A 23,472-nucleotide genomic window follows, 5' to 3' on the forward strand; every position below is an offset into this window, starting at 1 on the left:
ACGCGGTCGCCCTCGGCGACGGGGACGGCGTTGACGACGGGGACGGCCTTGACGACGTCGTCGGACGGTCGGCGTCGGTTACGGCGGGCTGCTCGCTGGTGATGCTCACCTGTGGTTCCTCCTCTGTCGCGGATGGTGTGGGTGTCGCGGGTGTCGCGGATGTCGCGGATGTCGTCGATACGGAGCGCGGGTGTCGTGGACGGAGAGGTCGTGAGGACCGGGGACCAGGGATCAGGCCGCCGCGGCCTTCACGGTGTGCGCGACCCGGGCGCGCAGCTCGGCGAATTCCTCGCTGTCGCGCAGCGCGTCGGCGTCGATGTCGCCGCGCGGCAGCGGGATCGGCAGGTCGAGGGCCACGGTGCCCGGCCCCTTGGTCAGCACCACGATGCGGGTGCCGAGGAAGACCGCCTCGTCCGCCGAGTGCGTGACGAAGACGGTGGTCCGCCCGGTCTGCGCGGTCACCAGGCGTACGTCCTCCTGGAGCCGTTCGCGGGTCAGCGCGTCGAGCGCCGCGAACGGCTCGTCCAACAGGAACAGCGGGTGGTCGGCGGCCAGGGCGCGGGCGATGGCGACGCGCTGCTGCTGGCCGCCGGAGATCTCCCAGATCCGCCGCTTCTCGGTGCCCTCCAGGCCGACGCGCGCGAGCAGTTCCGCACGGCGCCGGGGCCACTGGTCCCGGTCGACCCCGGCGTAGCGCAGGGCCAGGTCGATGTTGCCCTTCACCGTGCGCCACGGGAAGAGCCGGGGCTGCTGGAACACCACGCCGGCCGCCTTGCCGGGCAGCGGCTCGACGCCCGACACCCGTACCGAGCCGTGGGCGGGCCGCTCGAATCCGGCGATCAGCCGCAGCAGCGTGCTCTTGCCGCAGCCGGACGCGCCGACGAGCACCAGGAACTCGCCCGCGGGCACGGTCAGATCGACCGGTCCCACGGCGGTGACCGCCTCCTCGCCCTTGCCGTACCGGTGGGTGACGCGGTCGAGCGCGATGACCCCGGCGGCGGGTGTGGCGTCGGCACGGTTGGTGTCGGAGCGGGTGGTGTCGGCACGGTTGGTGTCGGAGCGGGTGGTGTCGGCAGCCGCGGCAGCCTCGGGCCCGGTGGTCTTGTCGGCCGTCCGGCCAACGGTCCCGCTCGCCGTCTCACTTGAGGACATCGGGCAGCCCCTTCAGATACAGCGCCTTGCCGACGACGTCCTCGGACGGCGCGGCGTCGATCTGCTTCTGGTCGGCCAGGAACCGGGCGGTGCCGGTGAGATACGTCGCGAGCTTGCCCGGCTGCCCCTCCGTACCCAGCCACGCGGCGGAGGCGACCTCGTCGGGGGTGAGGAACACGCCCTGCGCGAGCTGCTTCCTGGCGTCGTCCGCGCTGATGTTCAGCTCGGCGGAGACGGCCTTGACCGTGCCCTCGGGGTCGGACTTGAGCAGCCCGAGCGCCTGCGCCTGCGCCTTGCGCCACACGTCGATCGCGTGCGGGTCCTTGGCGATCAGCGCGTCCGAGACCACGGCCAGGTCCAGCGTCGGCTTGCCGCCCGCGCTGATCTCCTTGCTGCTGATCAACTGCGTTCCGGTCTTGCGCAGTTCGTCCAGGGTCGGCAGCCACACATACGCGGCGTCGATGTCCCCCCGCTGCCACGCGGCGAGGATCGCCTGCGGCTGGAGGTCGACGAGCTTGACGTCCGACGCCTTGAGGCCCGCCGCGTCCAGCGCCGCCAGCAGGCTGTAGTGCGAGGTGGAGGCGAACGGCGTCGCGACCGTCTTCCCCTTGAGACCGGCCACATCGGATATGCCGGTGCTCTTGCGGGCCACCAACGCCTCGTTCTCGCCCGCGACATCGAGGATGAACGCGGCCTTGTACGGGATCGGCGAGGAGCCGGAGATCCCGCGCGCGAAGGGGCTGGAGCCGAGGGCGCCGATGTCGAGGGACTTGCCCAGGAACGCCTGGTTGACGCTGGCGCCCGAGTCGAACTTGATCCAGGTGATCTTGTAGTCCGGCAGCGCCTTCTCCAGCAGCTTGTGGTTCTTCACGAGCAAGTCGCCGCTGGGGAAGGCGAAGTAGCCGATGCGCAGCCGCTTGGAACCGCCGGACGAGCTGCCGCCGTCCGAGCCGCAGGCGGTGAGGGCGACGGAGGCCGCGGCGGCCAGCGCACCGCCGAGCAGCAGGCGGCGCGAGGGTCCTTGGGCGGCGGTGCCGACGGGAACTCGGTGCTTCCAGGCAGACATGGGGAGCCGTTTCTGTGCGAGGAGGGGACGGGCGGGGCGAAGGGCGTACGGGGTACCGGTTGCGGGTTGCGGGTTGCGGGTTGCGGGTTGCGGGTTGCGGGTTACGGGGGCCCGGAGTCGCGGGCTGCTCGCTGCGGGCCGCGAGGGACCGGGCCACGGACGGGGGGCGGGCGGTCGGCCGGGAACTAGGAACGGCCGCGCCACGGCACGACGCTGCGCTCCAGCCACAGCAGCAGACCGTCGATGACGAGTCCCGAGACGCCGATGGTGAAGATGCCGACGAGCACCACCGGCGTGTTGTTGTAGTTGGCGGCGTCCTTGACCATGCCGCCGATGCCGGGCAGCCCGTTGACCAGCTCGGCGGCGACGAGGGAGGAGTACGTGACCCCGACCGCCAGCCGGACGCCGGTGAGGATCTCCGGCAGCGCCGACGGGGCGATGACGTCCCGCATGACGTCCCACCGCGACCCGCCGAGCGCGTGGGCCGCTTCGACAAGGCCGCGCGGCGCGGCGGCGACGGCCGCGGTGGTCGACACCGCCACGGGCGGGAAGGCGGCGATGGCCAGCAGGGTGATCTTCGGTTCCTCGTTGATGCCCAGCCAGATGATCAGCAGGGAGAAGTACGCCAGCGGCGGCAGCGTCCGCAGGAAGGTGATCCAGGGTTCGAACAGCGAGCGCACCCAGCCGACCGTGCCCATGAGCAGGCCGAACAGCACTCCGAGGGCGATGCCGATACCGCCGCCGATCGCAATGCGGCGCAGGCTGATGGCCAAGTGGTCGACGAGAGTGGTGCCGTTGTAGCCCCGCACCCCGTCGTGCGTCGTGGACACGTCGATGAACGCGTCCCACACCTTGGCCGGGGGCGGCACCAGCGTCTCGCTCCACTTCCCGCTCGCCGCCAGCAGTTGCCACAGCACGAGGAAGAGCAGGAGCGAGCCGAGCGGCAGCGCGAGACGGCGTACGCGCGCCCAGACGCCCTTCGCGCGAGGACGGCCGCGCCCCGGCGGCTCGGCCGGATCGGTCGGCTCGTCGGATATCGCGGCGGGACCGGCTTCTGGCAGGCGTGAGGTGGCGGACAACGGACTGCCTCCATGGGGGTGCCAGGGCAGGCGCGGTCGACGTCAAGCGACAGCGGCGACTGTCCCCGAGCGAGAGCAGAAGGGGAAAAGGGCAGAGCCGAACGCCCCACGACGGGGTGGGCTCAACGAAGTTCGGGAAAGGGGCCGCGCCGGGTCGAGGACCGAACGGCGGGCGGCGTCAGAGACGCGTGATCAGCGACAACACGAAACCGGGCGTCGGCACAGGTCGATGACCAGGCGTCGCACCAAAAGATCGTGATTCATGGGTCATATTTGTACAGCAGACCCGTCCCCGCACCAAGAGTCCGTCCACCCTCTGGTACAAACCCCTCCGCCCCCGCCCCTCCTGACGCGCCCGTTCCGCCACTACGGACGGCGCCCGGCGCCCCGCGTATCGTCGGGCCCATGCGTCTGAGTGTTGTGATTCTGCCGATCTACCGCTGGGCCGCCGAGGGGCGGGAGGTGTGGCGGCGGGCCGAGGACCTGGGGTTCGGGACCGCCTATACGTATGACCATCTTTCCTGGCGGAGCTTCCGGGACAAGCCGTGGTACGGCGCGGTGCCGACGCTGACCGCCGCCGCCGCGGTCACCGGCCGGATGCGCCTGGGCACCCTGGTGACGTCGCCGAATTTCCGGCACCCGGTCACGCTCGCCAAGGACTTGATGACGCTCGACGACGTGAGCGAGGGGCGGGTGACGCTGGGGATCGGTGCCGGGGGGAGCGGGTTCGACGCGACGGCGCTGGGGCAGGAGCCGTGGTCGCCGCGGGAGCGGGCGGACCGGTTCGGGGAGTTCGTACGGCTGCTGGACCGGCTGTTGACGAACGGCCAGGTGTCGTACGAGGGGGAGTTCTACTCGGCGCACGAGGCGCGGACGATTCCGGGGTGTGTGCAGCGGCCGAGGATTCCGTTCGCGGTGGCGGCGACGGGACCGCGGGGGATGCGGCTGGCCGCGCGGTACGGGCAGGCGTGGGTGACGACGGGGGACCCGGCGCTGTACGAGACGGGGACGCCGGAGGAGTCGCTGGCGGCGGTACGCGGGCAGGTGGAACGGCTGGGCGCGGCGTGCGCGCAGGCCGGGCGGGACGTGCTGAAGGTGCCGAAGGTGATGCTGATCGGCTTCACCCCTGACCAGGGGCGCCCGCTGGAGTCGGTGGACGCCTTCGTGGACTTCGCCGGCCGCCACGCGGAGGCCGGAATCGACGAGATGGTCATCCACTGGCCCATCCCCGACAGCGACTTCGACACCGACCCCGCCGCCTTCGAGCGGATCGCCCTGGAGGCCCCCGCCCAACTGGCCTGATCCGCGCGCCGGGTGGTCAGTGTGCAAGGTCGTCAGCGCGCCGGGTCGTCGGGGCGCCGGTCGGTCAGGGCGTCCATGCGGCGGGCCGCGATCTCCCGGTCGGCGGCGGCCGTCACGAACTCCGGTACGTGGTCGGGCCCGACCAGCTCCCGGACCGCGGCGACCGTGGCCGCCGGGAGGGGCACCGGGACGTGCGAGGGCGGCTCGGCGGCCGGGCGCGGCGGCGGCGCGGGGAGCACGGCGTCGCCGAGGTGACGGCGTACGTGCTCGGTGGCGAGCATCCGCATGGCGCGTGCCAGCTCCGCGTCCACGGTCTGCTGGGCCAGCGGGCGCAGCCGCCGGACCAGGGCCGCCGCCTCCTCGGCTTCCTCGTCGGTCGGCGGGTGGCGCAGGAACCGCTCGAAGACGTACTCCGTGGTGAACTCCAGGAACCGCTCCGAGATGTGCTCGACCTGGACCCGCAGCTCCCGCAGGTGGCCGGTGATCGCGGGCAGCGGCACACCGGCGGCGTGCAGCTCCGCGGCGACCGCCAGCTCCTGGGGGCTCGGTACGAGGAATTCCTCGTCGCTGCCCGGCACCGGCTCCAGGATGCCCAGTTGCAGGCCCTCCTCGACGGCCGTCAGATCCGCCGTCCCGCCGAACGCCTCGATCAGCTCGGCCAGGCTGATACGCGCGGGCGTCTCGTCCGACCACGGCCGGTCCACCTCCCCGACCAGGCCGAGCACTCCGCCGAGGCCGGTGCCCGCGTCCCACGCCGCCAGCAGCTCCTTGATGCTGGCCAGCGTGTAGCCGCGCTCCAGGAGATCGGCGATCTGCCGCAGCCGGGCCAGATGCGTGTCGTCGTACACATTGGCCCGGCCGCGGCGCTCCGGCTTCGGGAGCAGCCCGCGGTCGGTGTAGGCGCGGATCGTACGGACCGTCGTCCCGCTCAGATGGGACAGGTCCTCGATCCGGTACGCGCGCTGCTCGGCGGCGGTGGTCACGCCCACACTCCTCCGTACTCCTCGGTGGTCAGGAGGCCGCGGTGCGGCCCGCCGGTCTTTCGCTGGCCCTGGCCGCGGGGGACATGGCCAGATACTCGACGGCCTTGCTCAGCGACCCCTCCTGTGACGGATGGTACGACCGGCGCAGGTACCTGGGCATCGCCCCGTTGAGCGCGGCCCAGGACGGCAGCAGGCCGCGGCGGGCGGCGGCGCGGTGGTTCCTGAACCGGTACTTGCCCTTGACCAGCCCCGGGTCGTGCCGCATCAGGTAGCGGGCCCCGACCACCCACAGATAGAACAGCGTCGGCCACGCGAACGCCATGCCCTCCGCGCGCCGCAGATACCGCCCCGCGCCGCCCCCGCCGACGTGCTGGTACATGTCGAACGCGACCGCCCGGTGCTCGACCTCCTCCGCGCCGTGCCAGCGCAACAGGTCCAGCATCACCTCGTCGGTGTCCACCTCGTCCAGCGCGTCGGCGTCCAGGATCCAGTCGCCGAGGACGGCGGTGAAGTGCTCGATCGCCGCGATCAGCGACAGCCGGAACCGCAGCCACTCGCGCCGGGTGACCGGCGCGCCCCACGGCGGCTTCTCGCCGAGCAGCACGTCGAACATCCACTCCACGTGCTTGGTGTAGCCGCTGGTGTCGAGATTCTGCTCGGCCAGGTGCTCCAGTACATACGCGTGCTGCACGCTGTGGGTGGCCTCCTGGCCCATGAACCCCTTGACGTCCTTGAGTAGTTGCTCGTCGCTGACGTAGGGGAGCGCCTCCTTGAACACCTTCACGAACCACCGCTCCCCCGCGGGCAGCAGCAGATGCAGCACATTGATGACGTGCGTCGCGGTCGGCTCGCCCGGAATCCAGTGCAGAGGGGTCTGCTTCCAGTCGAACGTGACCCGGCGCGGCTTGATCGCGTAACTCATGGCGGTGCGTCCTCCTTCGGAGAAGATCGGCGGTGTCGGCGTGGGGATCGGTGCTGCCAGCAGGGTGCCGGTGGTGAGCCGGCGGCGGGCCTACAGCGGCGGGTCCACGCGGGCCAGCGCCCGCAGCGTCTTGGGGGAGAGCCGGGACAGCAGCCGCGCCCCGCGGGCCTCCGGCGTGACCGGGACGACCGCGGAGTTGCGCTCCACCGCCCGGACGATCGCGCGGGCGACCTTCTCCGGCGGGTAGTTGCGCAGCCCGTAGAGCCGGGCGGACCGCGCCCTGCGCCGCTCCTGCTCCTCCTCGCCGACCCCCGCGAACCGCGCGCTGCGGGTGATGGGCGTGTTGACCAGCCCCGGGCAGATCGCGCTCACCCCGATGCCGTGCGGCGCCAACTCAGCCCGCAGGCACTCGCTGAGCATCAGCACCGCCGCCTTCGACGTGCTGTACGCGGGCAGGGAGCGGGACGGCTGGAAGGCGGCGGCCGACGCGGTGTTGACGATGTGACCGCCCTGGCCGCGCTCCACCATCTGCCGGCCGAATAGGCGGCAGCCGTGGATGACGCCCCACAGATTGACGTCGAGCACCTGCTTCCAGTCCTCGGGGGTGGTGTCGAGGAAGGCGCCCGCCAGACCGATCCCCGCGTTGTTCACCACCACGTCGGGGACGCCGTGGAGGCCGGCCGTGCGCTCGGCCAGTTCCTCCATCGCCTCGGCGTCCGACACGTCGACGGTCTCTGGCCACGCGTCGGGCGCGCCGATCAGCCGGGCCAACTCGGCGGTTCTGGCGGCGCCTTCCGCGTCCCGGTCCACCGCGACGATCCGGGCACCCGCCTCCGCGAAGGCGAAGGCGGTGGCCCGGCCGATGCCGCTGGCCGCGCCGGTGACCAGCACCAGTTGGCCGCCGAACCGCTCCTTGGCGCCGGTCTCCGCCTTCCCGAGCACCGTCCCGCCCGCCCCGGTGACGGTCGAGGTCGCGGCCGGGACGGCGGGGCCGCCGTACTCGTGCGCCGTGACGAACTCGCCGATCCAGCGCGACAGTTGCTCGGGCCGGGAGCGCGGCACCCAGTGCTTGGCGGCCACGGTGCGCCGGGTCAGCCGGGGCACCCACTGCTCCAGGTCGTCGTAGAGCCGCTGCGACAAGAAGGCGTCGCCGGTCGGCGTGATGAGCTGCACGGGGACGTGGGCGTACGCGTCGGTGCGCGGACTGCCCAGCCTGCGGCGGACGTTGTCCCGGTACAGCCAGGCGCCGTGCGCCGCGTCCTCGGGGAGCGAGGCGGTCGGGTAGCCGTCGGACGGCAGCTTCTCGGCGCGGGAGAGCAGCTTGGGCCACTGCTTGCCGAGCGCTCCGCGCCAGGCCAGCTCCGGCAGCACCGGGGTGTGCAGCGCGTACACGTACCAGGACTTGGCCCCCTGGCCGAGCACTTGGGCGACCCGGCGCGGGGTGGGGCGGCGCACCCGGCGCTTGATCCAGTGGCCGAAGTGGTCGAGCGACGGGCCCGAGATCGAGGTGAAGGAGGAGATCCGGCCCTCGGTCCCGCCGACCGTGACGAATTCCCAGCCCTGCACCGAACCCCAGTCGTGCCCGACCAGGTGCACCGGGCGGTCCGGGCTGACCGCGTCCGCCACCGCCAGGAAGTCCTCGGTGAGCTTCTCCAGCGTGAAGCCGCCCTTGAGCCGCGCCGGGGCGCTCGACCTGCCGTGCCCGCGCACGTCGTAGAGCACCACGTGGAAGCGGTCGGCGAGCAGCCCGGCCACCTCCGACCACACCTCTTTGCTGTCCGGGTAGCCATGCACCAGCACCACCGTCGGCAGCGCCGCGTCCCCGTACTCGGCGACGCACAGCCGTACGCCGCCGCCCCCGGTCACGAACCGCTCCCGCGCCGCCGCGTCGGCCGCCCCGTCCCGCACCTCCCCGTCCCGTACCGCTTCGCCCGGGCTCTCGCCGCCCTCGCCCGGACCCGCGCCCTCGTCCCGGTCGTCCCGCTCTTCCCACTGGTCCCGCGTCATGCCGCCACCCCCGTCCCCGTCCCCGAACTCGATTCCGTGCCCGTCCCCATCCGTGACCTCGACATCGATCCCGTCCTCGTGTCCGCGTCCGTCTCCCGCCAGCGCCTGACGTGCGGGAGGTCGTCGTCCAGCCAGTAGGCGCCGGTCTCCGTGACCACGAGGATCTCCTCGAACTTCGCGCCGGTGCCGCGGAATCCCACATGTGGCTCCACCGCCCACAGACCGGGGTATGGGGGGTGGTCGGACATGCGGTGCGGACTCCACAGCGGTGACCAGCCCTCGCGGTGTCCGTGCAGCGCGTCGGAGGCCAGGCCCTTCAGGCTCCGCGTGCCGAATCCGGCGATCCGCGGCGACCAGCGGCGCTCGCGCACCCGGTCGACCTTGTGGGCGATCACGCCGAAGGGATACGCGCGATGCCGGTTGGCGTACCCCTGCCTGACCATCAGCCGGTCGACGTCCTGGTAGACGGTGCGCAGCGGGCGCCGCTCGCGCACCCCGCGCAGGATCAGCTCGCGGTGCTCGCGCAGATCCGCCATCAGCCGTTCCTGCACCGGATTGGGGCCGAGCGAACCGGAGTAGCCGACGTCGGCGGTACAGCCCGCGTATACAGGGGCCAGGTCGAGGATGAACGGCATGCCGGGTTCGAGCCGCCGCCCGGTCGGGAAGAACTGGAGCGGCACCTTGAAGCCGGTGAAGGCCGTACGGTCGCCGAACCAGGCGAAGGGCAGATGGAACCAGTCGCGGACCCCGCGCTCCCGCGCCCACACCCGCATCGCGTGCGCCGCGTCCCGCTCGGTCATCCCCGGCCGCAGCTCCGCCGCGACCGCCTCCGCGCACGCGTACGCCAGCCGCTGCACCTCACGGAACCCGTCGAGCCCGTCGACCTCACGGAACCCGTCGCGCCGGTCGACCTCACCGCGCCCGTCGAGTTCGGTGAGCCGATCGTGTCCACCGAGCCCGTCGAGCCCGTCGTGTCCACCGACCCCGTCGCGTCGACCGCGCGCGTCACACCCGTCGCGCCCGCCGTCCCACCCCTCGCCCATGGCCGCTCACCCCAGACCCCGCGCCGACATTCGAAAGCTGACAGCAATCAATGTGACATCGGCTCGTGGCAGGGTCAAGAGCCCCGCGACCCCCTGTGGATAACTCCCCGAAACCCCCCGACCCCTACGGGTGGTCAGCCCGCAGGAGTACCCCGATCGCGGCGGATCCGATCCTCGGGACGGACGCGGGAGCGTGGCGCCCGCCACTACGGTCGGACACGTGACTGTGATCGCTACCGAAAGCCTGAGCAAGCGGTACCCGAGGGTGACCGCTCTTGACCGGCTGACCGTCGACATCACCCCCGGTGTGACCGGGCTGGTGGGTGCCAACGGCGCCGGGAAATCGACCCTGATCAAGATCCTGCTGGGACTGTCCCCGGCGACCGAGGGTCGTGCCGCCGTGCTCGGACTCGACGTGGCCACCAACGGCGCCGAGATCCGCGGCCTCGTCGGCTACATGCCCGAGCACGACTGCCTGCCGCCCGACGTCTCGGCGACCGAATTCGTCGTCCACATGGCCCGGATGTCGGGGCTGCCGCCGACCGCCGCGCGCGAGCGGACCGCCGACACGCTGCGCCACGTCGGCCTCTACGAGGAGCGGTACCGCCCGATGGGCGGCTACTCGACGGGCATGAAGCAGCGCGTCAAGCTCGCGCAGGCGCTGGTCCACGACCCGCAGCTCGTCCTGCTCGACGAGCCGACCAACGGCCTCGACCCGGCGGGCCGCGACGAGATGCTGGGCCTGATCCGCCGCGTGCACACCGACTTCGGCATCTCGGTGCTGGTCACCTCGCACCTGCTCGGCGAGCTGGAGCGCACCAGCGACCACATCGTCGTCATCGACGGCGGCACACTGCTGCGCGCCTCCTCCACCAGCGACTTCACGCAGGCCACGGCGTCGCTCGCGGTCGAGGTCACCGACCGTGAGAAGGAGCTGCTGGCCGCGCTGACCGGCGCCGGGCTCACCGCCCAGACCAAGGGCCACCTGCTGCACGTCGACATAGCGGACGACGCGACGTACGACACCGTCCGCGACGCCGTCGCCGCTCTCGGGGTCGGCCTGGTGCGCATGGAGCAGCGCCGCCACCGCATCGCCGAGCTGTTCACGGACGACGAGGACCTGACGTACGACGACCCGGACGACCCCGACCGCCCGGACCCCGACCCCCCGCACGACCCCGGCACCCGGCCCGACAAGAGCACTTCGCACGACAAGAGCACCCCGCCCGGCAAGAGCACTTCGCCCGGCAAGAGCACCCCGAACACCCCGGACACCGCGACCCTGACCAAGGAAGGAGAAGGCCGTGACGCAGCCTGACACGGTGACGCCCGGCACGCCGAACCCCGGCCCCCCGGGCACCGGCACCGCCCCCGACGTCATCCACAACATCGGTTACCGCAAGTACACCGGCCCGCGCCTCGGCCGCGCCTACGCCCGGCGCTCCCTCTTCAGCCAGAGCCTGCGCGGCGCGTACGGCCTCGGCCGCAGCGCGAAGTCCAAGGTGCTGCCGATGATCCTGCTCGCCGCGATGTGCGCGCCCGCGCTGATCATGGTGGCGGTCGCGATCTTCACCAACATGACGAAGCTGCCGGTCGACTACACCCGCTACGCGGTGATCCTCCAGGCGGTCATCACCCTCTTCGTCGCCTCGCAGGCCCCGCAGTCGGTCTCCCGCGACCTGCGGTTCAAGACCACGCCGCTGTACTTCTCGCGGCCCATCGAGCGCGTCGACTACGTGGCCGCCAAATACGCGGCGCTCGCCACGGCGCTGTTCCTGCTGACCGCGCTGCCCCTGCTCATCCTCTACGTCGGCGCGCTGCTGGCGAAGCTCAGCTTCGGCACCCAGACCGCCGGGTTCGCGAAGGGTCTGGTGTCCGTACTCCTGCTGTCGCTGCTCTTCGCGGGCATCGCGCTCGTCATCGCCGCCATCACCCCGCGCCGCGGCTTCGGCGTCGCCGCGATCATCGCGGTGTTCGTCATCACCTACGGCGCGGTCTCCAGCGTCCAGGGCGTCGCCTCCGTGCAGGAGAACTACGAGGTGATCGGCTGGCTCGGCCTCTTCTCGCCGATCACGCTGATCGACGGCTTCCAGACCTGGTTCCTCGGCGCGAGCTCGGCCTTCCCGCACGCCTCGGGACCGCCGGACGCGCTGGCCGGCATCGTCTACCTCCTGGCCGTCCTCACCATCATCACCGGCAGCTTCGGCCTCCTGATGCGCCGCTACCAGAAGGTCGGTCTCTCGTGACGACGATCAGCATCGACAACGTCTCGCGCTGGTTCGGCAACGTGGTGGCGGTCAACGACATCACCATGACGATCGGCCCCGGTGTCACCGGCCTGCTCGGCCCCAACGGCGCCGGAAAATCCACCCTCATCAACATGATGGCGGGCTTCCTGGCCCCTTCCACCGGCGCCGTCACCCTCGACGGGACGCCCATCTGGCGCAATGAGCAGTCGTACCGCGAGATCGGCATCGTGCCCGAGCGCGAGGCGATGTACGACTTCCTCACCGCCCGCGAGTTCGTGGTCGCCAACGCGGAGCTGCACGGCCTGCCCGACCCGGACGCCGCCGCCCGGCGGGCGCTGGCCACGGTCGAGATGGAGTACGCCCAGGACCGGCAGATCGACACGTACAGCAAGGGCATGCGGCAGCGCGCCAAGATGGCGTCCGCGCTGGTCCACGACCCGTCGGTGCTGCTGCTCGACGAGCCGTTCAACGGCATGGACCCCCGGCAGCGGCTGCACCTGATGGAGCTGCTGCGGCGGATGGGCGCCGAGGGCAGGACCGTCCTGTTCTCCTCGCACATCCTGGAGGAGGTCGAGCAGCTCGCCCACCACATCGAGGTCGTGGTGGCGGGGCGCCACGCGGCCTCCGGCGACTTCCGCAAGATCCGCCGCCTGATGACCGACCGCCCGCACCGCTATCTCGTACGGTCGAGCGACGACCGGCTGCTCGCGTCCGTGCTGATCGCGCACGCGTCCACCGCCGCGATCGAGCTGGACTGGTCGGAGAAGGCGCTGCGCGTCCAGGCCATCGACTTCGCCGGATTCACCGAATTCCTGCCCCGGATCGCCCGCGACCACGGCATCCGGCTCTTCACCGTCTCGCCGTCCGACGAGTCCCTGGAGAGCGTCTTCTCCTACCTGGTCACGGCATAAGGAGCCGACACAGATGTCCGCCACACAGACCCCCGCGCCGCCGAGCGGCAGGGCCGCGGCCCCCGCCCGCTCAGGGCCCGCCGTGTTCCACCCCACCGTGGCCCGGCTCACCTACCGCGCGCTGCTCGGCCGCCGCCGCGCCCTGCTGCTCTTCGCGCTGCCGATGCTGCTGCTGATCATCTCCGTCGCGGTCCGCGCGCTGACCGGCGCGGACGACTCCACCGCCAACGACATCCTCCAGGGCTTCGCGCTCAGCGCGATGGTCCCGCTGGTCGGCGTCATCGCCGGCACCGGCGCCATCGGTCCGGAGATCGACGACGGCGCGATCGTCTACCTGCTGGCCAAGCCGATCAGACGGTCCACGATCGTGTCCACCAAGCTCATCGTGGCGATAGGCGTCGTCGCCGCCTTCTCCGCCATCCCCACCCTGCTCGCCGGATTCATCCTCAACGGCAACGGGCAGAACGTCGCGGTCGCCTTCGGGGTCGCCGCCGCCGTCGCGTCCGTCGCCTACGCGGCGATCTTCCTGATGCTGGGCGTCCTCACCCGGCACGCGGTGATCGTCGGCCTGGTCTACGCCCTGGTCTGGGAGTCCGTCATCGGCAATGTGGTGCCGGGCGCCAGGACCCTCAGCGTCCAGCAGTGGTCGCTCGCGGTCGCGCAGAAGCTGGGCCACGGCGGCATCGTCAGCTCCGACGTCGGTCTGCCGACGGCGATCGTGCTGCTCGCGGTGGTCACCGTCGGCACCACCTGGTTCGCCGGACACAAGCTGCGCACCCTCAAGCTCGCGGGTGAGGAGTAGGGACCGGGGTACGTCACCCGCAGGGAAGGGACCGGGGCCGAGGCACCGGCAGGGAAGGGGCCGGGGCCGAGGCACCGGCGGGGAAAAGACCACCCGCGGGAACGGGAACACGGTGTGACGGCGGCGCAAGCTGTGAATGCGGTGTCAATGGAAGGGAGCGAGTCGCAGCCCGGCTGTGATCGGTGAAGACTGGTCGCGATGGCCCCGGCTCACGAGTCCTCCACCGCCGCCCGCGAGCGCCGCCGCGTCACCCCGAGTGACGCGCGGCGCTTCGCCGCGCAGTGGATACGTGCCTCGCCCGGCACCCACATCTGGCTGCTGATCCTGATCATCACCAGCGGCATCGTCGCCGTCGTGTCGCCGCACGTCCGCTCGTATCTGCTGCACCACGTCAGCACCAACCTGGTCCAGCTGCGGCAGCACCCGCTGCGGGTGCTGTTCGCCAGCGCCCTGTGGATAGAGACGCCCTCGGGCCTCGTCCTCTACTTCTTCCTCTTCGAGCTGATCCACGCCCCGGCCGAACGTTGGCTCGGCACCTGGCGCTGGCTGGTCGTCGTCGCGACCGCGCACATCGGCGCGACGCTCGTCAGCGAGAAGGCCGTCATGTTCGGCATCAGGGACCAGCGGCTGCCGCGCTCCCTCGCGCACACCGTGGACATCGGGGTCAGCTACGGCCTCGCGGGCATCGTCGGCGTCCTCACGTATCTGGTGCCGCGCCCCTGGCGCTGGGGATATCTCCTCGGCGTGCTGGGCTTCTTCGGCTATCCGCTGCTCGGCGACGCGACCTACACCGACCTCGGCCACTTCACGGCCGCGCTGATCGGCCTGAGCTGTTACGCGATCACGCCGCCGGGGCGCGCCCGCGAGAAGACCGCCTGAGCGCCGCGACCCAGCCGCGACCCAGCCGCGACCCAGCCCCCACCCCGCCCCGACACGTTTCAGCCCCGCCCCGGCCTCCTGCGCACCCCCGGCACACCCGGCCGGGCCGTTCAGAACGGCCCGAAGAGCCGTTCCAGCACCACCGCGATGCCGTCCTCGTCGTTCGACAGCGTCACCTCGTCGGCGACCCGCCGCAGCTCCGGGTGGGCGTTGGCCATCGCCACGCCGTACCCCGCCCAGGCGAACATCGGCAGGTCGTTGGGCATGTCACCGAAGGCGATCGTCTCGGCGGCCGTCACGCCGAGCCGCCGCGCGGCCAGCGAGAGCCCGGTCGCCTTGGTGAGGCCGAGCGGCAGCAGCTCCACGATGCCCTCGCCCGCCATCGTCACGCCCACCAGGTCACCGGCCACCTCGCGGGCGGCCCGCGCCAGACCGTCGTCCCCCAGCTCCGGGTGCTGTATGTACAGCTTGTTGATGGGCGCGGACCACAGCTCGGCCGGGTCGGACATGAGGATGACCGGCAGCTCGGGGTTGTACCGGTACCCCTCGCCGATCAGGACGTCGCCGGCCAGGCCGTCGCGGCTGGCCGCGAGGAACAGCGGGCCCACCTCGGCCTCGATCTTGGCCAGCGCGAGCCCGGCGAGCTGCCGGTCGAGGGTGACCGAGGTCAGCAGCCGGTGCGCGCCCGCGTCGTAGAGCTGCGCGCCCTGGCCGCAGACCGCCAGGCCCTCGTACCCGAGGTCGTCCAGTACGTGCCGGGTCCACGGCACCGAGCGGCCGGTGACGATGATGTGCACCGCGCCCGCCGCCACCGTCGCGGCGAGCGCGTCCCTCGTCACCCGCGAGACGGTGTTGTCGCCGCGCAGCAGCGTCCCGTCCAGGTCGGTGGCGACCATCCGGTACGGAATCCGCGCCGGGTCGGTCGCGTCGGCGGCCGGGGCCCTGTGCGCGGCCCTGTCCGTGGCCCTGTCCGTGGCTCTGTCCGCGGCTCCGGTGACGGTTCCGGCTCCGGTCACGGCTTCGGCGCCGGTCACGGCTTCGGCTCCGTCCGCGGCACCCGCACCCGGTCCCGTACCGGCGAGGGCCCCGGCCTCCGACTCGCTCACTTGGCGCTGGACGTGACGGGCTCCAACAGCTCCCGGCCGCCCAGGTACGGCCGCAGCACTTCCGGCACCCGTACGGAACCGTCCGCGAGCTGGTGGTTCTCCAGGATCGCCACGATCGTCCGCGGCACCGCGCACAGCGTGCCGTTCAGCGTGGCCAGCGGCCGGGTGCCCTTCTCGTCACGCAGCCGGATCGACAGGCGGCGGGACTGGTACTCGGTCGTGTTCGACGTCGAGGTCAGCTCGCGGTACTTGCCCTGCGTCGGGATCCACGCCTCGCAGTCGAACTTCCGCGACGCCGAGGAGCCCAGGTCGCCCGAGGCCAGCTCGATCACCTGGAACGGCAGCTCGAGCGCGGACAACCACTGCTTCTCCCAGGCCAGCAGTCGCTGGTGCTCGGCCTCCGCGTCCTCCGGCGTGGTGTAGACGAACATCTCCACCTTGTCGAACTGGTGGACGCGGATGATGCCGCGGGTGTCCTTGCCGTACGAGCCCGCCTCGCGCCGGTAGCAGGGCGAGAAACCGGCGTAGCGCAGCGGCAGCTTGCCCGCGTCGATGATCTCGTCCATGTGGTACGCGGCGAGCGGGACCTCGGAGGTGCCGACCAGGTACAGGTCGTCCTTCTCCAGGTAGTAGACGTCGTCCTCGACCTGGCCGAGGTAACCGGTGCCCGCCATCGCGGACGGCTTGACCAGGGTCGGGGTCAGGACGGGCGTGAAACCGGCGGCGGTGGCCTGCGCGACGGCCGCGTTGACCAGGGCCAGTTCGAGCAGGGCGCCGACACCGGTCAGGTAGTAGAAGCGCGAGCCGGACACCTTGGCACCGCGGTCGACGTCGATGGCGCCGAGCAGTTCGCCCAGCTCCAGGTGGTCCTTGGGGGTGAAGCCCTCGGCTGCGAAGTCGCGCGGCGCGCCGTGCTGTTCGAGGACGACGAAGTCCTCCTCGCCGCCGATCGGCGCGTCCGGGTGGACGAGGTTGCCGAGCTGGAGCAGGAGCCGCTGGGCCTCTTCCGCCGCCTCGTGCTGCTCGGCGTCCGCGGCCTTGACGGCGGCCGACAGCTCGCCGGTCCGCTTGAGCAGCTCGGCCTTCTCCTCGCCCTGCGCCTTCGGGATCAGCTTGCCGAGCTGCTTCTGCTCGGCGCGCAGCTCGTCGAAGCGGGTACTGGACGACCTGCGCCGCTCGTCGGCGGAGAGGAGGGAGTCGACGAGCGCGACGTCCTCTCCACGGGCGCGCTGCGAGGCGCGCACACGGTCGGGGTCCTCACGAAGCAGACGAAGGTCAATCACGCGACCAGGTTACCGGGGAGCGGGCATCGGCCGCGACAACTTACGGACTTTATGGTGTGCTTTGTCCGCTTCGGGGGTAAAGCGAGGAAATTCCGTAAAGGGGAGAAAGGGGGGACGGTCAACCAAATTCGCCGCGTCCCTCCCCCGGGTCATCGCGCCTGTGGAGAACCGGAGTTGATCATCGCCGCCGGGGCTCCGGCGGGGCCTTCGCGGGCCTCTCGGGGGCCGTCCGGCCGAAAGTTATCCACAGGCTGCTGGGGATTTCCATTCTTTGTCCACAGGGTGTGGGGAAGATCTGTGGAGAAGGAGGGAGATCTTTCGGCCGGGCTCGATGCTCGGCTATGGATTCCCCCTTCAAACCCGTTCCACACTCACTTTCGAGTGAGAAGTGTTCCCTCGGGAGAGTTGGTCGGGGGAATTGGGGTGACGAGGGGTGACCTGCCCCGCTGTGGACAGCGATGGTGTCTGTGTACAGATTTGTCGACTAGGTCGGGTTGCTGTGTCGACATGTCCCCAGTTACCCACAGGCTGCGCTCGAAGCCTGTGGATAACTTTTCCCCACGGTGGAAGAACACGCCCTGCCCGGTTCAGTGCCGCCCGGTTCAGGCCCGCCCGCCTCAGGGCCGCCCGTCCAGCGCCCGCCTCAGGCCCGCCCGTCCAGCGCCCGGTTCAGCCAGTCCGCCGCGTCCGTGAACTCCGAGTCCGTCGTTCCCCGCGCCACCCGCACCTCGACCTCGTCGGCCCGGGGGTACGAACCGAGGAAGCGGACGTTCAGGCAGCGGCGGCGCAGCCCCATCAGCGTCTCGCCGACCCGGCGGTCCGTGAGGTGACCCTCGGCGTCCACCGAGAAGCAGTACTGACCGAGGCCGCGACCGGTCGGCCGGGACTCGATCCGCATCAGGTTCACCCCGCGGATCGCGAACTCCTGGAGGAGTTCGAGCAGCGCGCCGGGGTGGTCGTCGCGCAGCCAGAACACCGCCGACGTCTTGTCCGCGCCGGTCGGCGCCGCCAGCCGCGCCGGACGCCCGACGAGCACGAAGCGCGTCGTCGCGTTCTGCGCGTCGCGGATGTCGGTGGCCAGCGGTTCGAGACCGTACGTCGGCGCCGCGAACTCGCCCGCGAAGGCGCCGTCGAAGCGGCCCTCCTGCACCAGCCGCGCGCCGTCCGCGTTCGACGCGGCCGACTCCCACACCGCGTCGGGCAGATTGCCCGACAGCCAGTTGCGCACCTGAGACTGCGCGGCCGGGTGCCCGGTCACCGTCTTCACGTCGGACAACGCGGTGCCCGGCCTGACCAGCAGCGCGAAGGCGATCGGCAGCAGCACCTCGCGGTAGATCATCAGCGGGTCGCCGAACGCCAGCTCGTCGAGCGTGGCGGTGATGCCGCCCTCGACGGAGTTCTCGATCGGGACCAGCGCACCGCCCGCCTCGCCGTTGCGCACCGCGTCGAGCGCCGCGGGCACCGACACCATCGGTACCAGCTCGCGCGTGGCGGCCTCGGGCAGCAGCCGCAGCGCGGCCTCGGTGAACGTGCCTTCGGGACCCAGATAGGTATAACGGCTCGCTGGCGACATGCGTTCAGCCTAATGGCCCGCACCGACCCGGAATGCCGGTCTGTTCATCAGCCCGGAACACCGCCACCAGATCGTGCGATCACTCTTCGAGCAGCCGCTGACCCACGTATTCTCCGGGCCCGCAGCCGCCCGGCACCGCGAAGAGTCCGCTCGCCTCGTGCCGCAGGAAGCGCGACAGGCCGTCGCCGCCGTCCAGCTTGCGCTGCACCGGCACGAAACCCTTGAGCGGATCGGCCTGCCAGGCCACGAAGAGCAGCCCGGCGTCCGGAGTCCCGTCCGTCCCGATGCCGTCGTGGTACGAGAACGCCCGCCGCAGCATGGCGGCGCCGCCGTTGGAGGCCGGGGCCGCGACCCGGACGTGCGCGTCGCCCGCGATGGCCAGGGCGCCGTCCGCGCCGACCTTCGCCAGGTCGACCGGCGTGGTCTCGGTGCCGCCCGACAGCGGCGCCCCGTCCGACTTGCGGCGGCCGATCACCTTCTCCTGCCGGGCCACCGACAGATGGTCCCAGGAGTCCAGCAGCATCCGGATGCGGCGGACGACGGCGTACGAACCGCCCGCCATCCAGGCCGGGGAGCCGGAGTCGGCGGAGCCGCCCGCCGGTACGAAGATCCGCTGATCGAAATCGGCGTCGGTCGGCTTCGGATTGTTGGTCCCGTCGATCTGGCCCATCAGATTGCGCCCGGTCATCGGGTGCGCGGTCGCGCCCGGCGTCCGGTTGAACCCGTTCATCTGCCAGCGCACCCCGGCGGTGTCCCGCGCCGCCTTCTGGAGCACGCGCAGCGCGTGGAAGGCGACCAACGCGTCGTCCGCGCCGATCTGCACCCACAGATCGCCGTTGCTCCGCTTCGGGTCGAGGGCGTCGCCCGCGAAGTCCGGCAGCGGCGCCAGCGCCCCGGGCAACCGCCCGGTCAGCCCCGTACGGCCGAAGAAGGTCCGGCCGAAACCGAAGGTGACCGTCAGCGAGGACGGCCCGGCGTCGTACGCGATCTGATCGTCGTACGACGAGGGCAGCGCGTCCCGGCCCCCCGGCGAGGTCCCGCTCCGCGTCCCCGGCCGCGTCATCGTCGTTCCCGGTCGCGTCATCGTCCGTACCGCGTCCGACCAGCGGCGCAGCAGCGCGGCGGCGGCCTTGCGGTCCGCGCCCGGTACCAGGTCGAAGGCGACGAGGTGGCCGACGGCCTGCGCGGGCCCGACGATTCCCGCCTGCCGCGCGCCCTCGAAGGGGACGTACGCGGAACCGACCGTGTTCAGCGCGACCGGTTCGTCCCGCACGGCCCGCGCGACGCCCGCACCGGCACCGCCGCCGACGACCAGTCCGGCCGCGCCCGCGGCCCCGGCCGTAGCGAGCAGCCGCCGCCTGCTGAGCCCGGCGGGGGCCGCGTCCTCGGTCCGCACGGACTCCGCGGGCTTCACGTCTTCCGCCGAATCGGATGACTTCACGGGTTGACCTGCATGTTCCTCGTCTCCGTCACTTCGTCGATGTCCGAGGTGCGGACGGTGACGGCCACCTGCCAGGCGCCCGGCAGCGGCAGTTGGACGCCCGCCGCGGTCCAGTGGCCCACCGTCAGGTGCTGCAAGGGGACGTCGATGGGGCCGATCTTCTTGGCCGGCAGCGTGAACTGGAGGCGCACCTCCGGCACGTCCACCGAGCTTCCGGCGGGCGTGCTGAGGAAGAGGTGGACCTCGTTGGCGCCCGACCGGGCGGGGGAGACCGTCAGGCCCGCCGTGCCCTTGCCGTGGGGACCGCCGGTGTCGTACGGGATGGACAGGACGACCTCGGTCGGGGCCGTCGCGTTCCCGCCGCCGGTCGCCGCGGGCGGCGCCTTGAGGTCCTTCTGCTCCTCCGCGGCCCGGCCCGGCTGCGAGCCGGTCAGCATCGTGGTGACGGTCAGCAGGACGACGGCGATGCCGACCTCTATCAGGACCGAACGCCGGAGCCGGTTGCGCGCGGGATCCGCGTCGCGCACCTTCTTCGCCTTCGCCGAGTCCCGCGCGTCCTGCTGCCGCCGCAACTGCGCGGCCCGCGCCGGGTCGTCGGAGCCGGACCCCGTACCCGCCACGGCGGAATCCGAACCCGAACCCGAACCCGAGCCCGTACCGGAGCCCTTGCCCCTGGCGGAACCCGTACCGGACCCGGTACCGGACCCCGTACCCGACGCCGTACCGGCGGACGCGGCGGCCGGAGCCCCCACCGCGGACGCCACCGCCTCCGTCCGCGCCACCGGCGTCACCCCCAGCTCCCGCGTCCAGCGCCGCGAGAACCAGGCCACGCCGACCAGCGCGCACACCAGCCAGATCTTGATGAAGAGCAGCTGCCCGTAGTGGGTGTCGAAGAAGGCCGCCCAACTGCCCATCTGCCGCCACGCCTGGTACGTGCCGGTGCCGATCAGGGTCGTCACGGCGGTGAGCGCGATGAGGGAGAAGCGGCGCACGGCGTACGGCTCGACCGTACCGGCGGTGGAGCGGGCGAACAGCGCGGTCAGCAGGGTGATGAGCCCGCCCAGCCAGACCGCCATGGACAGCAGGTGGACGATGTCGACCGGCATCGCGACCTGCCGCTGGATGCCGACGGAGGCGTGCTCGGCCATCGCCCAGGTGGCGGCGATGCCGATCGCGACGACCGTGCCGCCGATGCCCAGACCCCAGGCCAGGTCGGCGCGTTCCTCCGGGTCCTCGCGCTTGGCGTAGCTGCCGAAGAGCACGGCGAGGAAGACGGCCGCCGCCGCGAGCAGCAGCAGCCGGGAGACGAGCGCCGCGCCCGGCCGGGTCTCCAGCACCGCGCGCATCACATCGGGGTCGACCGCGTCGCCGAGCCCGGTGCCGTTGGCGTACGGGCCGCGCAGCATCAGCAGCGCGATGGTGGCCGCGACCAGCGTCGCCCAGCCGCCCGCCGCGATCCGCCGCATGGGACGCAGCAGGGCGCCGCGCGGCCAGCACACGGACAGGAACACCGCGCTGCCGACCAGCAGCGCGAAACCGGCGTAGGCGAAGTAGCGGGCGATCCCGTAGAGCGTGGACGCCGCGCCGCCGCCCGCCGCCGCCGCGCCCGACAGGTCGACGCTGGTCTTGGAGGCCGCGCCGACCGAGAAGGTGAACGCCCCGGCCACCGGGTGGCTGTCCTGCGACACCGCCTTCCACGCCACGGTGTACGTGCCGTTGCCGATGCCCGGCCGCAGCCCGACGGTGGCCGTGGACCCGGAGTCCTTGCCGCTGTCGTGCTGCGGCTTGCCGACCGCCACGTCCTTGCCCTGCGGGTCGAGCACGCGCAGCGAGTCCGCCGACAGCAGCACGCCCTCCGAGAAGGTGAGCACCACGCGCTGCGGCGCGCTCTGCACGACCGAGCCGTCGGCCGGGTCGGTACGGAGCAGCGCCGCGTGCGCGGACGCGGGCGCAGCGACGCCGAGCAGCAGCGCGAGCAGCCCGCCGAGGCAGGCCGCGAGCGCCGCCAGCCGCCGCCCGCCGGTCTGGCGACGTGGTGGCCTCAAACGTGGCAACCGGGCGTTCTTCTTCGCTGCGGGCGCTGTGCGCGCTGGCGTCGCTGGGTTCACTGCGGTCAGCCCTTCGGGTCCGGGCGGTACGTCGTCGCCTCGACGGGCACGGTGACCGTGACCGTGGCGGGCGTGGCGTGGGCGAAGTGGAGTCGCAGGGTGACTGTTTCACCGACCCGCGGCTTGTGGGTGAGGTTCTCCAGCATCATGTGGTCGCCCCCGGTGCCGAGGGTGAGGGTGCCGCCCGCCGGTACGGTCAGGGCCGTCACCTGGCGCATGGTGGTGCCGGTCGTGCTGTGCAGGGTGACGTGCGCGGCCAGCGGCGTGCTGACCGAGGTGAGTTCGGCGTCCCCGCCCCCGGCGTTGGCGACGGTGACGTACGCGGCGGCCTCGTCGGTCAGCAGCGGCTGCGGTATGTACCCGCCGCTCACCGACACTTTGCCGGACCCGCTGCCCGACCCTTTGCCGGACGCGCTGCCGGACGCCTTGTCTGACCCCGCGCCGGACCCGGCGCCGGACCCGGACGATCCGTCGCTCAGCGCGACGCCCGCGCCGGTCGCCAGCGCCACCGCCGCGACACCGGAGACGGCGCCCAGCAGCGCGCGCCGCCTCACGGCGCCTCGCTCCTGACGATCTTCGGCAGGTCGGCCGCGAACTGCCCGGCCGTCGTCCCCGACATGTAGAGGACGTGCGCCTTGTCGTCCTTGGGCCAGAAGGCCAGCACCTCGGCGCCGTGCGTGACGGTGACGCTGCCGTCCTTCTCCTTGACCGGCGGGTCGATGCCGACGCCGACCGAGCGGGCCGCGGCCTGGATGGCGTCGAACTTACCGGTCAGTCCGATGAAGGACTTGTCCATCGCGCCGAGCCACGCCGTCAGCCGCGCAGGGGTGTCGCGCTCCGGGTCGGTGCTGACGAAGACGACCCGCAGCGCGTCCTGGTCGGCCTTCGGCAGCTTCGCCTTGGCCAGCGCCAGGTCGCTCATGGTCGTCGGGCAGACGTCGGGGCAGTGCGTGTAGCCGAAGAAGAGCAGCATCGGGTGGCCCGCGGTCTCTTTCACCAGGTCGTACGGCTTGCCCTGGTTGTCGGTCAGCACGAGCGCGGGCTTCGTGAACGGCGTGTCGAGCAGCGTGCCCGCCTTCTGCGGGGCTTCGGCGGACACCGCCGCCACATTGGCGTTCGCCGACGAGTCGCCGGAGCCGCCGCAGCCGGACAGCAGCAGCGCCCCCGCGACGGCGAGCGCGGCGGCCCCGGTCACGGCGGTGGTACGGGCACGGGTGCGGGTGCGCGTACGGGTCGTGCCGGACGTGCCGGTCGTGCGCGGGGAAGCGGTCGTGCGGGTGGAGCGGGTGGTGCGCATGAAGGTGATGCCCCTTCAGTGGACGGGTGGTGCCGGGCGGCCACGGCTCGCGTGGCCGCCCAGCGGGCTGTTCGGGTCGAACGGGACCGCGAGCGGTCCGGTGGATCCGGTGGAGCAGGTGCTTCAGGTGCTACAGGTGAATCCGGCGATCCGGCCGACACCGGTCGAGCGAGGACCGGCGCCGGCCGTCAGCCGGACCAGCCGTCGGTCGGACCAGCCGTCGGTCGGACCAGCCGTCGGCCGGAGCCGTCGGCCGGACCGGCCGTCAG

Annotated in this window: 20 protein-coding genes; 6 read left to right on the plus strand and 14 right to left on the minus strand. The window is 72.0% G+C overall.

Annotation, left to right across the window (positions count from 1 at the left end):
• Window positions 1-231: 231 nt before the first annotated feature.
• From ACFY9V_RS02635 to ACFY9V_RS02645, 3 genes are all read right to left on the minus strand, one after another.
• Complete coding sequence (locus tag ACFY9V_RS02635) at window positions 232-987, minus strand: ATP-binding cassette domain-containing protein (RefSeq protein ID WP_391043497.1); 756 nt, start codon at window positions 985-987, stop codon at window positions 232-234.
• A gap of 151 nt (window positions 988-1,138) precedes the next feature.
• Complete coding sequence (locus ACFY9V_RS02640; RefSeq protein WP_355336612.1) at window positions 1,139-2,218, minus strand: ABC transporter substrate-binding protein; 1,080 nt, start codon at window positions 2,216-2,218, stop codon at window positions 1,139-1,141.
• A 185-nt stretch (window positions 2,219-2,403) separates the two neighbouring features.
• Window positions 2,404-3,165 carry an ABC transporter permease subunit gene (locus ACFY9V_RS02645; protein ID WP_391159559.1) on the minus strand — a complete coding sequence of 254 codons (762 nt, stop codon included), beginning with the start codon at window positions 3,163-3,165 and terminating at the stop codon, window positions 2,404-2,406.
• 537 nt (window positions 3,166-3,702) lie between these two features.
• Between ACFY9V_RS02645 and ACFY9V_RS02650 the strand changes: the two genes are divergently transcribed.
• Window positions 3,703-4,599: an LLM class flavin-dependent oxidoreductase gene (locus ACFY9V_RS02650; RefSeq protein WP_391158900.1), complete on the plus strand. Its 897-nt coding sequence runs from the start codon at window positions 3,703-3,705 to the stop codon at window positions 4,597-4,599.
• Between the two features lie 32 nt (window positions 4,600-4,631).
• Here the strand turns inward: ACFY9V_RS02650 and ACFY9V_RS02655 are convergent, their stop codons facing one another.
• The 4 genes from ACFY9V_RS02655 to ACFY9V_RS02670 all read right to left on the minus strand — a co-directional run bounded on the left by ACFY9V_RS02655 (window position 4,632) and on the right by ACFY9V_RS02670 (window position 9,554).
• A complete protein-coding gene (locus tag ACFY9V_RS02655; RefSeq protein ID WP_391158902.1) occupies window positions 4,632-5,582 on the minus strand; it encodes a MerR family transcriptional regulator in 951 nt (316 codons plus the stop codon).
• Window positions 5,583-5,610: 28 nt separating this feature from the next.
• The gene (locus ACFY9V_RS02660) at window positions 5,611-6,504 is read right to left on the minus strand and encodes a metal-dependent hydrolase (RefSeq protein WP_391158904.1); all 894 of its coding nucleotides are present in this window, start codon (window positions 6,502-6,504) and stop codon (window positions 5,611-5,613) included.
• Between the two features lie 90 nt (window positions 6,505-6,594).
• Entirely contained in the window at window positions 6,595-8,511 is a 1,917-nt protein-coding gene (locus ACFY9V_RS02665) for an SDR family oxidoreductase (protein WP_391158907.1), read from the minus strand.
• Entirely contained in the window at window positions 8,508-9,554 is a 1,047-nt protein-coding gene (locus ACFY9V_RS02670; protein WP_391158909.1) for a M24 family metallopeptidase, read from the minus strand. Before ACFY9V_RS02670 ends, ACFY9V_RS02665 begins: the two co-directional genes overlap by 4 nt.
• A 226-nt stretch (window positions 9,555-9,780) precedes the next feature.
• Between ACFY9V_RS02670 and ACFY9V_RS02675 the strand changes: the two genes are divergently transcribed.
• The 5 genes from ACFY9V_RS02675 (at window position 9,781) to ACFY9V_RS02695 (ending at window position 14,395) form a co-directional block, all read left to right on the plus strand.
• The gene (locus ACFY9V_RS02675; protein ID WP_391159560.1) at window positions 9,781-10,872 is read left to right on the plus strand and encodes an ATP-binding cassette domain-containing protein; all 1,092 of its coding nucleotides are present in this window, start codon (window positions 9,781-9,783) and stop codon (window positions 10,870-10,872) included.
• A gap of 4 nt (window positions 10,873-10,876) precedes the next feature.
• Window positions 10,877-11,800, plus strand: coding sequence for an ABC-2 transporter permease (locus ACFY9V_RS02680; RefSeq protein ID WP_391159562.1), 924 nt, complete (start codon window positions 10,877-10,879; stop codon window positions 11,798-11,800).
• Window positions 11,797-12,714 (plus strand): ABC transporter ATP-binding protein, encoded by a 918-nt coding sequence (locus tag ACFY9V_RS02685; RefSeq protein ID WP_355336602.1) that lies wholly within the window; start codon window positions 11,797-11,799, stop codon window positions 12,712-12,714. The genes ACFY9V_RS02680 and ACFY9V_RS02685 overlap by 4 nt, the downstream gene beginning before the upstream one ends.
• Window positions 12,715-12,796: 82 nt before the next feature.
• On the plus strand, window positions 12,797-13,516 hold the full coding sequence (locus tag ACFY9V_RS02690) for an ABC transporter permease subunit (RefSeq protein ID WP_355336760.1): 720 nt from the start codon (window positions 12,797-12,799) through the stop codon (window positions 13,514-13,516).
• Window positions 13,517-13,714: 198 nt separating this feature from the next.
• Entirely contained in the window at window positions 13,715-14,395 is a 681-nt protein-coding gene (locus tag ACFY9V_RS02695) for a rhomboid-like protein (protein ID WP_391158912.1), read from the plus strand.
• Between the two features lie 110 nt (window positions 14,396-14,505).
• On the opposite strand, the gene ACFY9V_RS02700 is transcribed toward ACFY9V_RS02695, so the two are convergent.
• The 7 genes from ACFY9V_RS02700 to ACFY9V_RS02730 all read right to left on the minus strand — a co-directional run bounded on the left by ACFY9V_RS02700 (window position 14,506) and on the right by ACFY9V_RS02730 (window position 23,203).
• Window positions 14,506-15,291 carry an HAD-IIB family hydrolase gene (locus ACFY9V_RS02700; protein WP_391043506.1) on the minus strand — a complete coding sequence of 262 codons (786 nt, stop codon included), beginning with the start codon at window positions 15,289-15,291 and terminating at the stop codon, window positions 14,506-14,508.
• Between the two features lie 206 nt (window positions 15,292-15,497).
• On the minus strand, window positions 15,498-16,784 hold the full coding sequence (serS, locus tag ACFY9V_RS02705) for a serine--tRNA ligase (RefSeq protein WP_355336600.1): 1,287 nt from the start codon (window positions 16,782-16,784) through the stop codon (window positions 15,498-15,500).
• 643 nt (window positions 16,785-17,427) lie between these two features.
• The gene (pheA, locus tag ACFY9V_RS02710) at window positions 17,428-18,357 is read right to left on the minus strand and encodes a prephenate dehydratase (protein WP_355336599.1); all 930 of its coding nucleotides are present in this window, start codon (window positions 18,355-18,357) and stop codon (window positions 17,428-17,430) included.
• Between the two features lie 79 nt (window positions 18,358-18,436).
• Window positions 18,437-19,753 (minus strand): iron uptake transporter deferrochelatase/peroxidase subunit, encoded by a 1,317-nt coding sequence (gene efeB, locus ACFY9V_RS02715; RefSeq protein WP_391159563.1) that lies wholly within the window; start codon window positions 19,751-19,753, stop codon window positions 18,437-18,439.
• Window positions 19,754-19,794: 41 nt separating this feature from the next.
• Window positions 19,795-21,843, minus strand: a complete 2,049-nt coding sequence (locus tag ACFY9V_RS02720; RefSeq protein WP_391158915.1) for a copper resistance protein CopC — start codon at window positions 21,841-21,843, stop codon at window positions 19,795-19,797.
• A 68-nt stretch (window positions 21,844-21,911) separates the two neighbouring features.
• On the minus strand, window positions 21,912-22,460 hold the full coding sequence (locus tag ACFY9V_RS02725) for a copper chaperone PCu(A)C (RefSeq protein WP_391158918.1): 549 nt from the start codon (window positions 22,458-22,460) through the stop codon (window positions 21,912-21,914).
• Window positions 22,457-23,203: an SCO family protein gene (locus ACFY9V_RS02730; protein ID WP_391158921.1), complete on the minus strand. Its 747-nt coding sequence runs from the start codon at window positions 23,201-23,203 to the stop codon at window positions 22,457-22,459. The genes ACFY9V_RS02725 and ACFY9V_RS02730 overlap by 4 nt, the downstream gene beginning before the upstream one ends.
• Window positions 23,204-23,472: the final 269 nt, after the last annotated feature.

This window comes from Streptomyces sp. NPDC008317, assembly GCF_042955955.1.
Classification (GTDB): Bacteria; Actinomycetota; Actinomycetes; order Streptomycetales; family Streptomycetaceae; genus Actinacidiphila.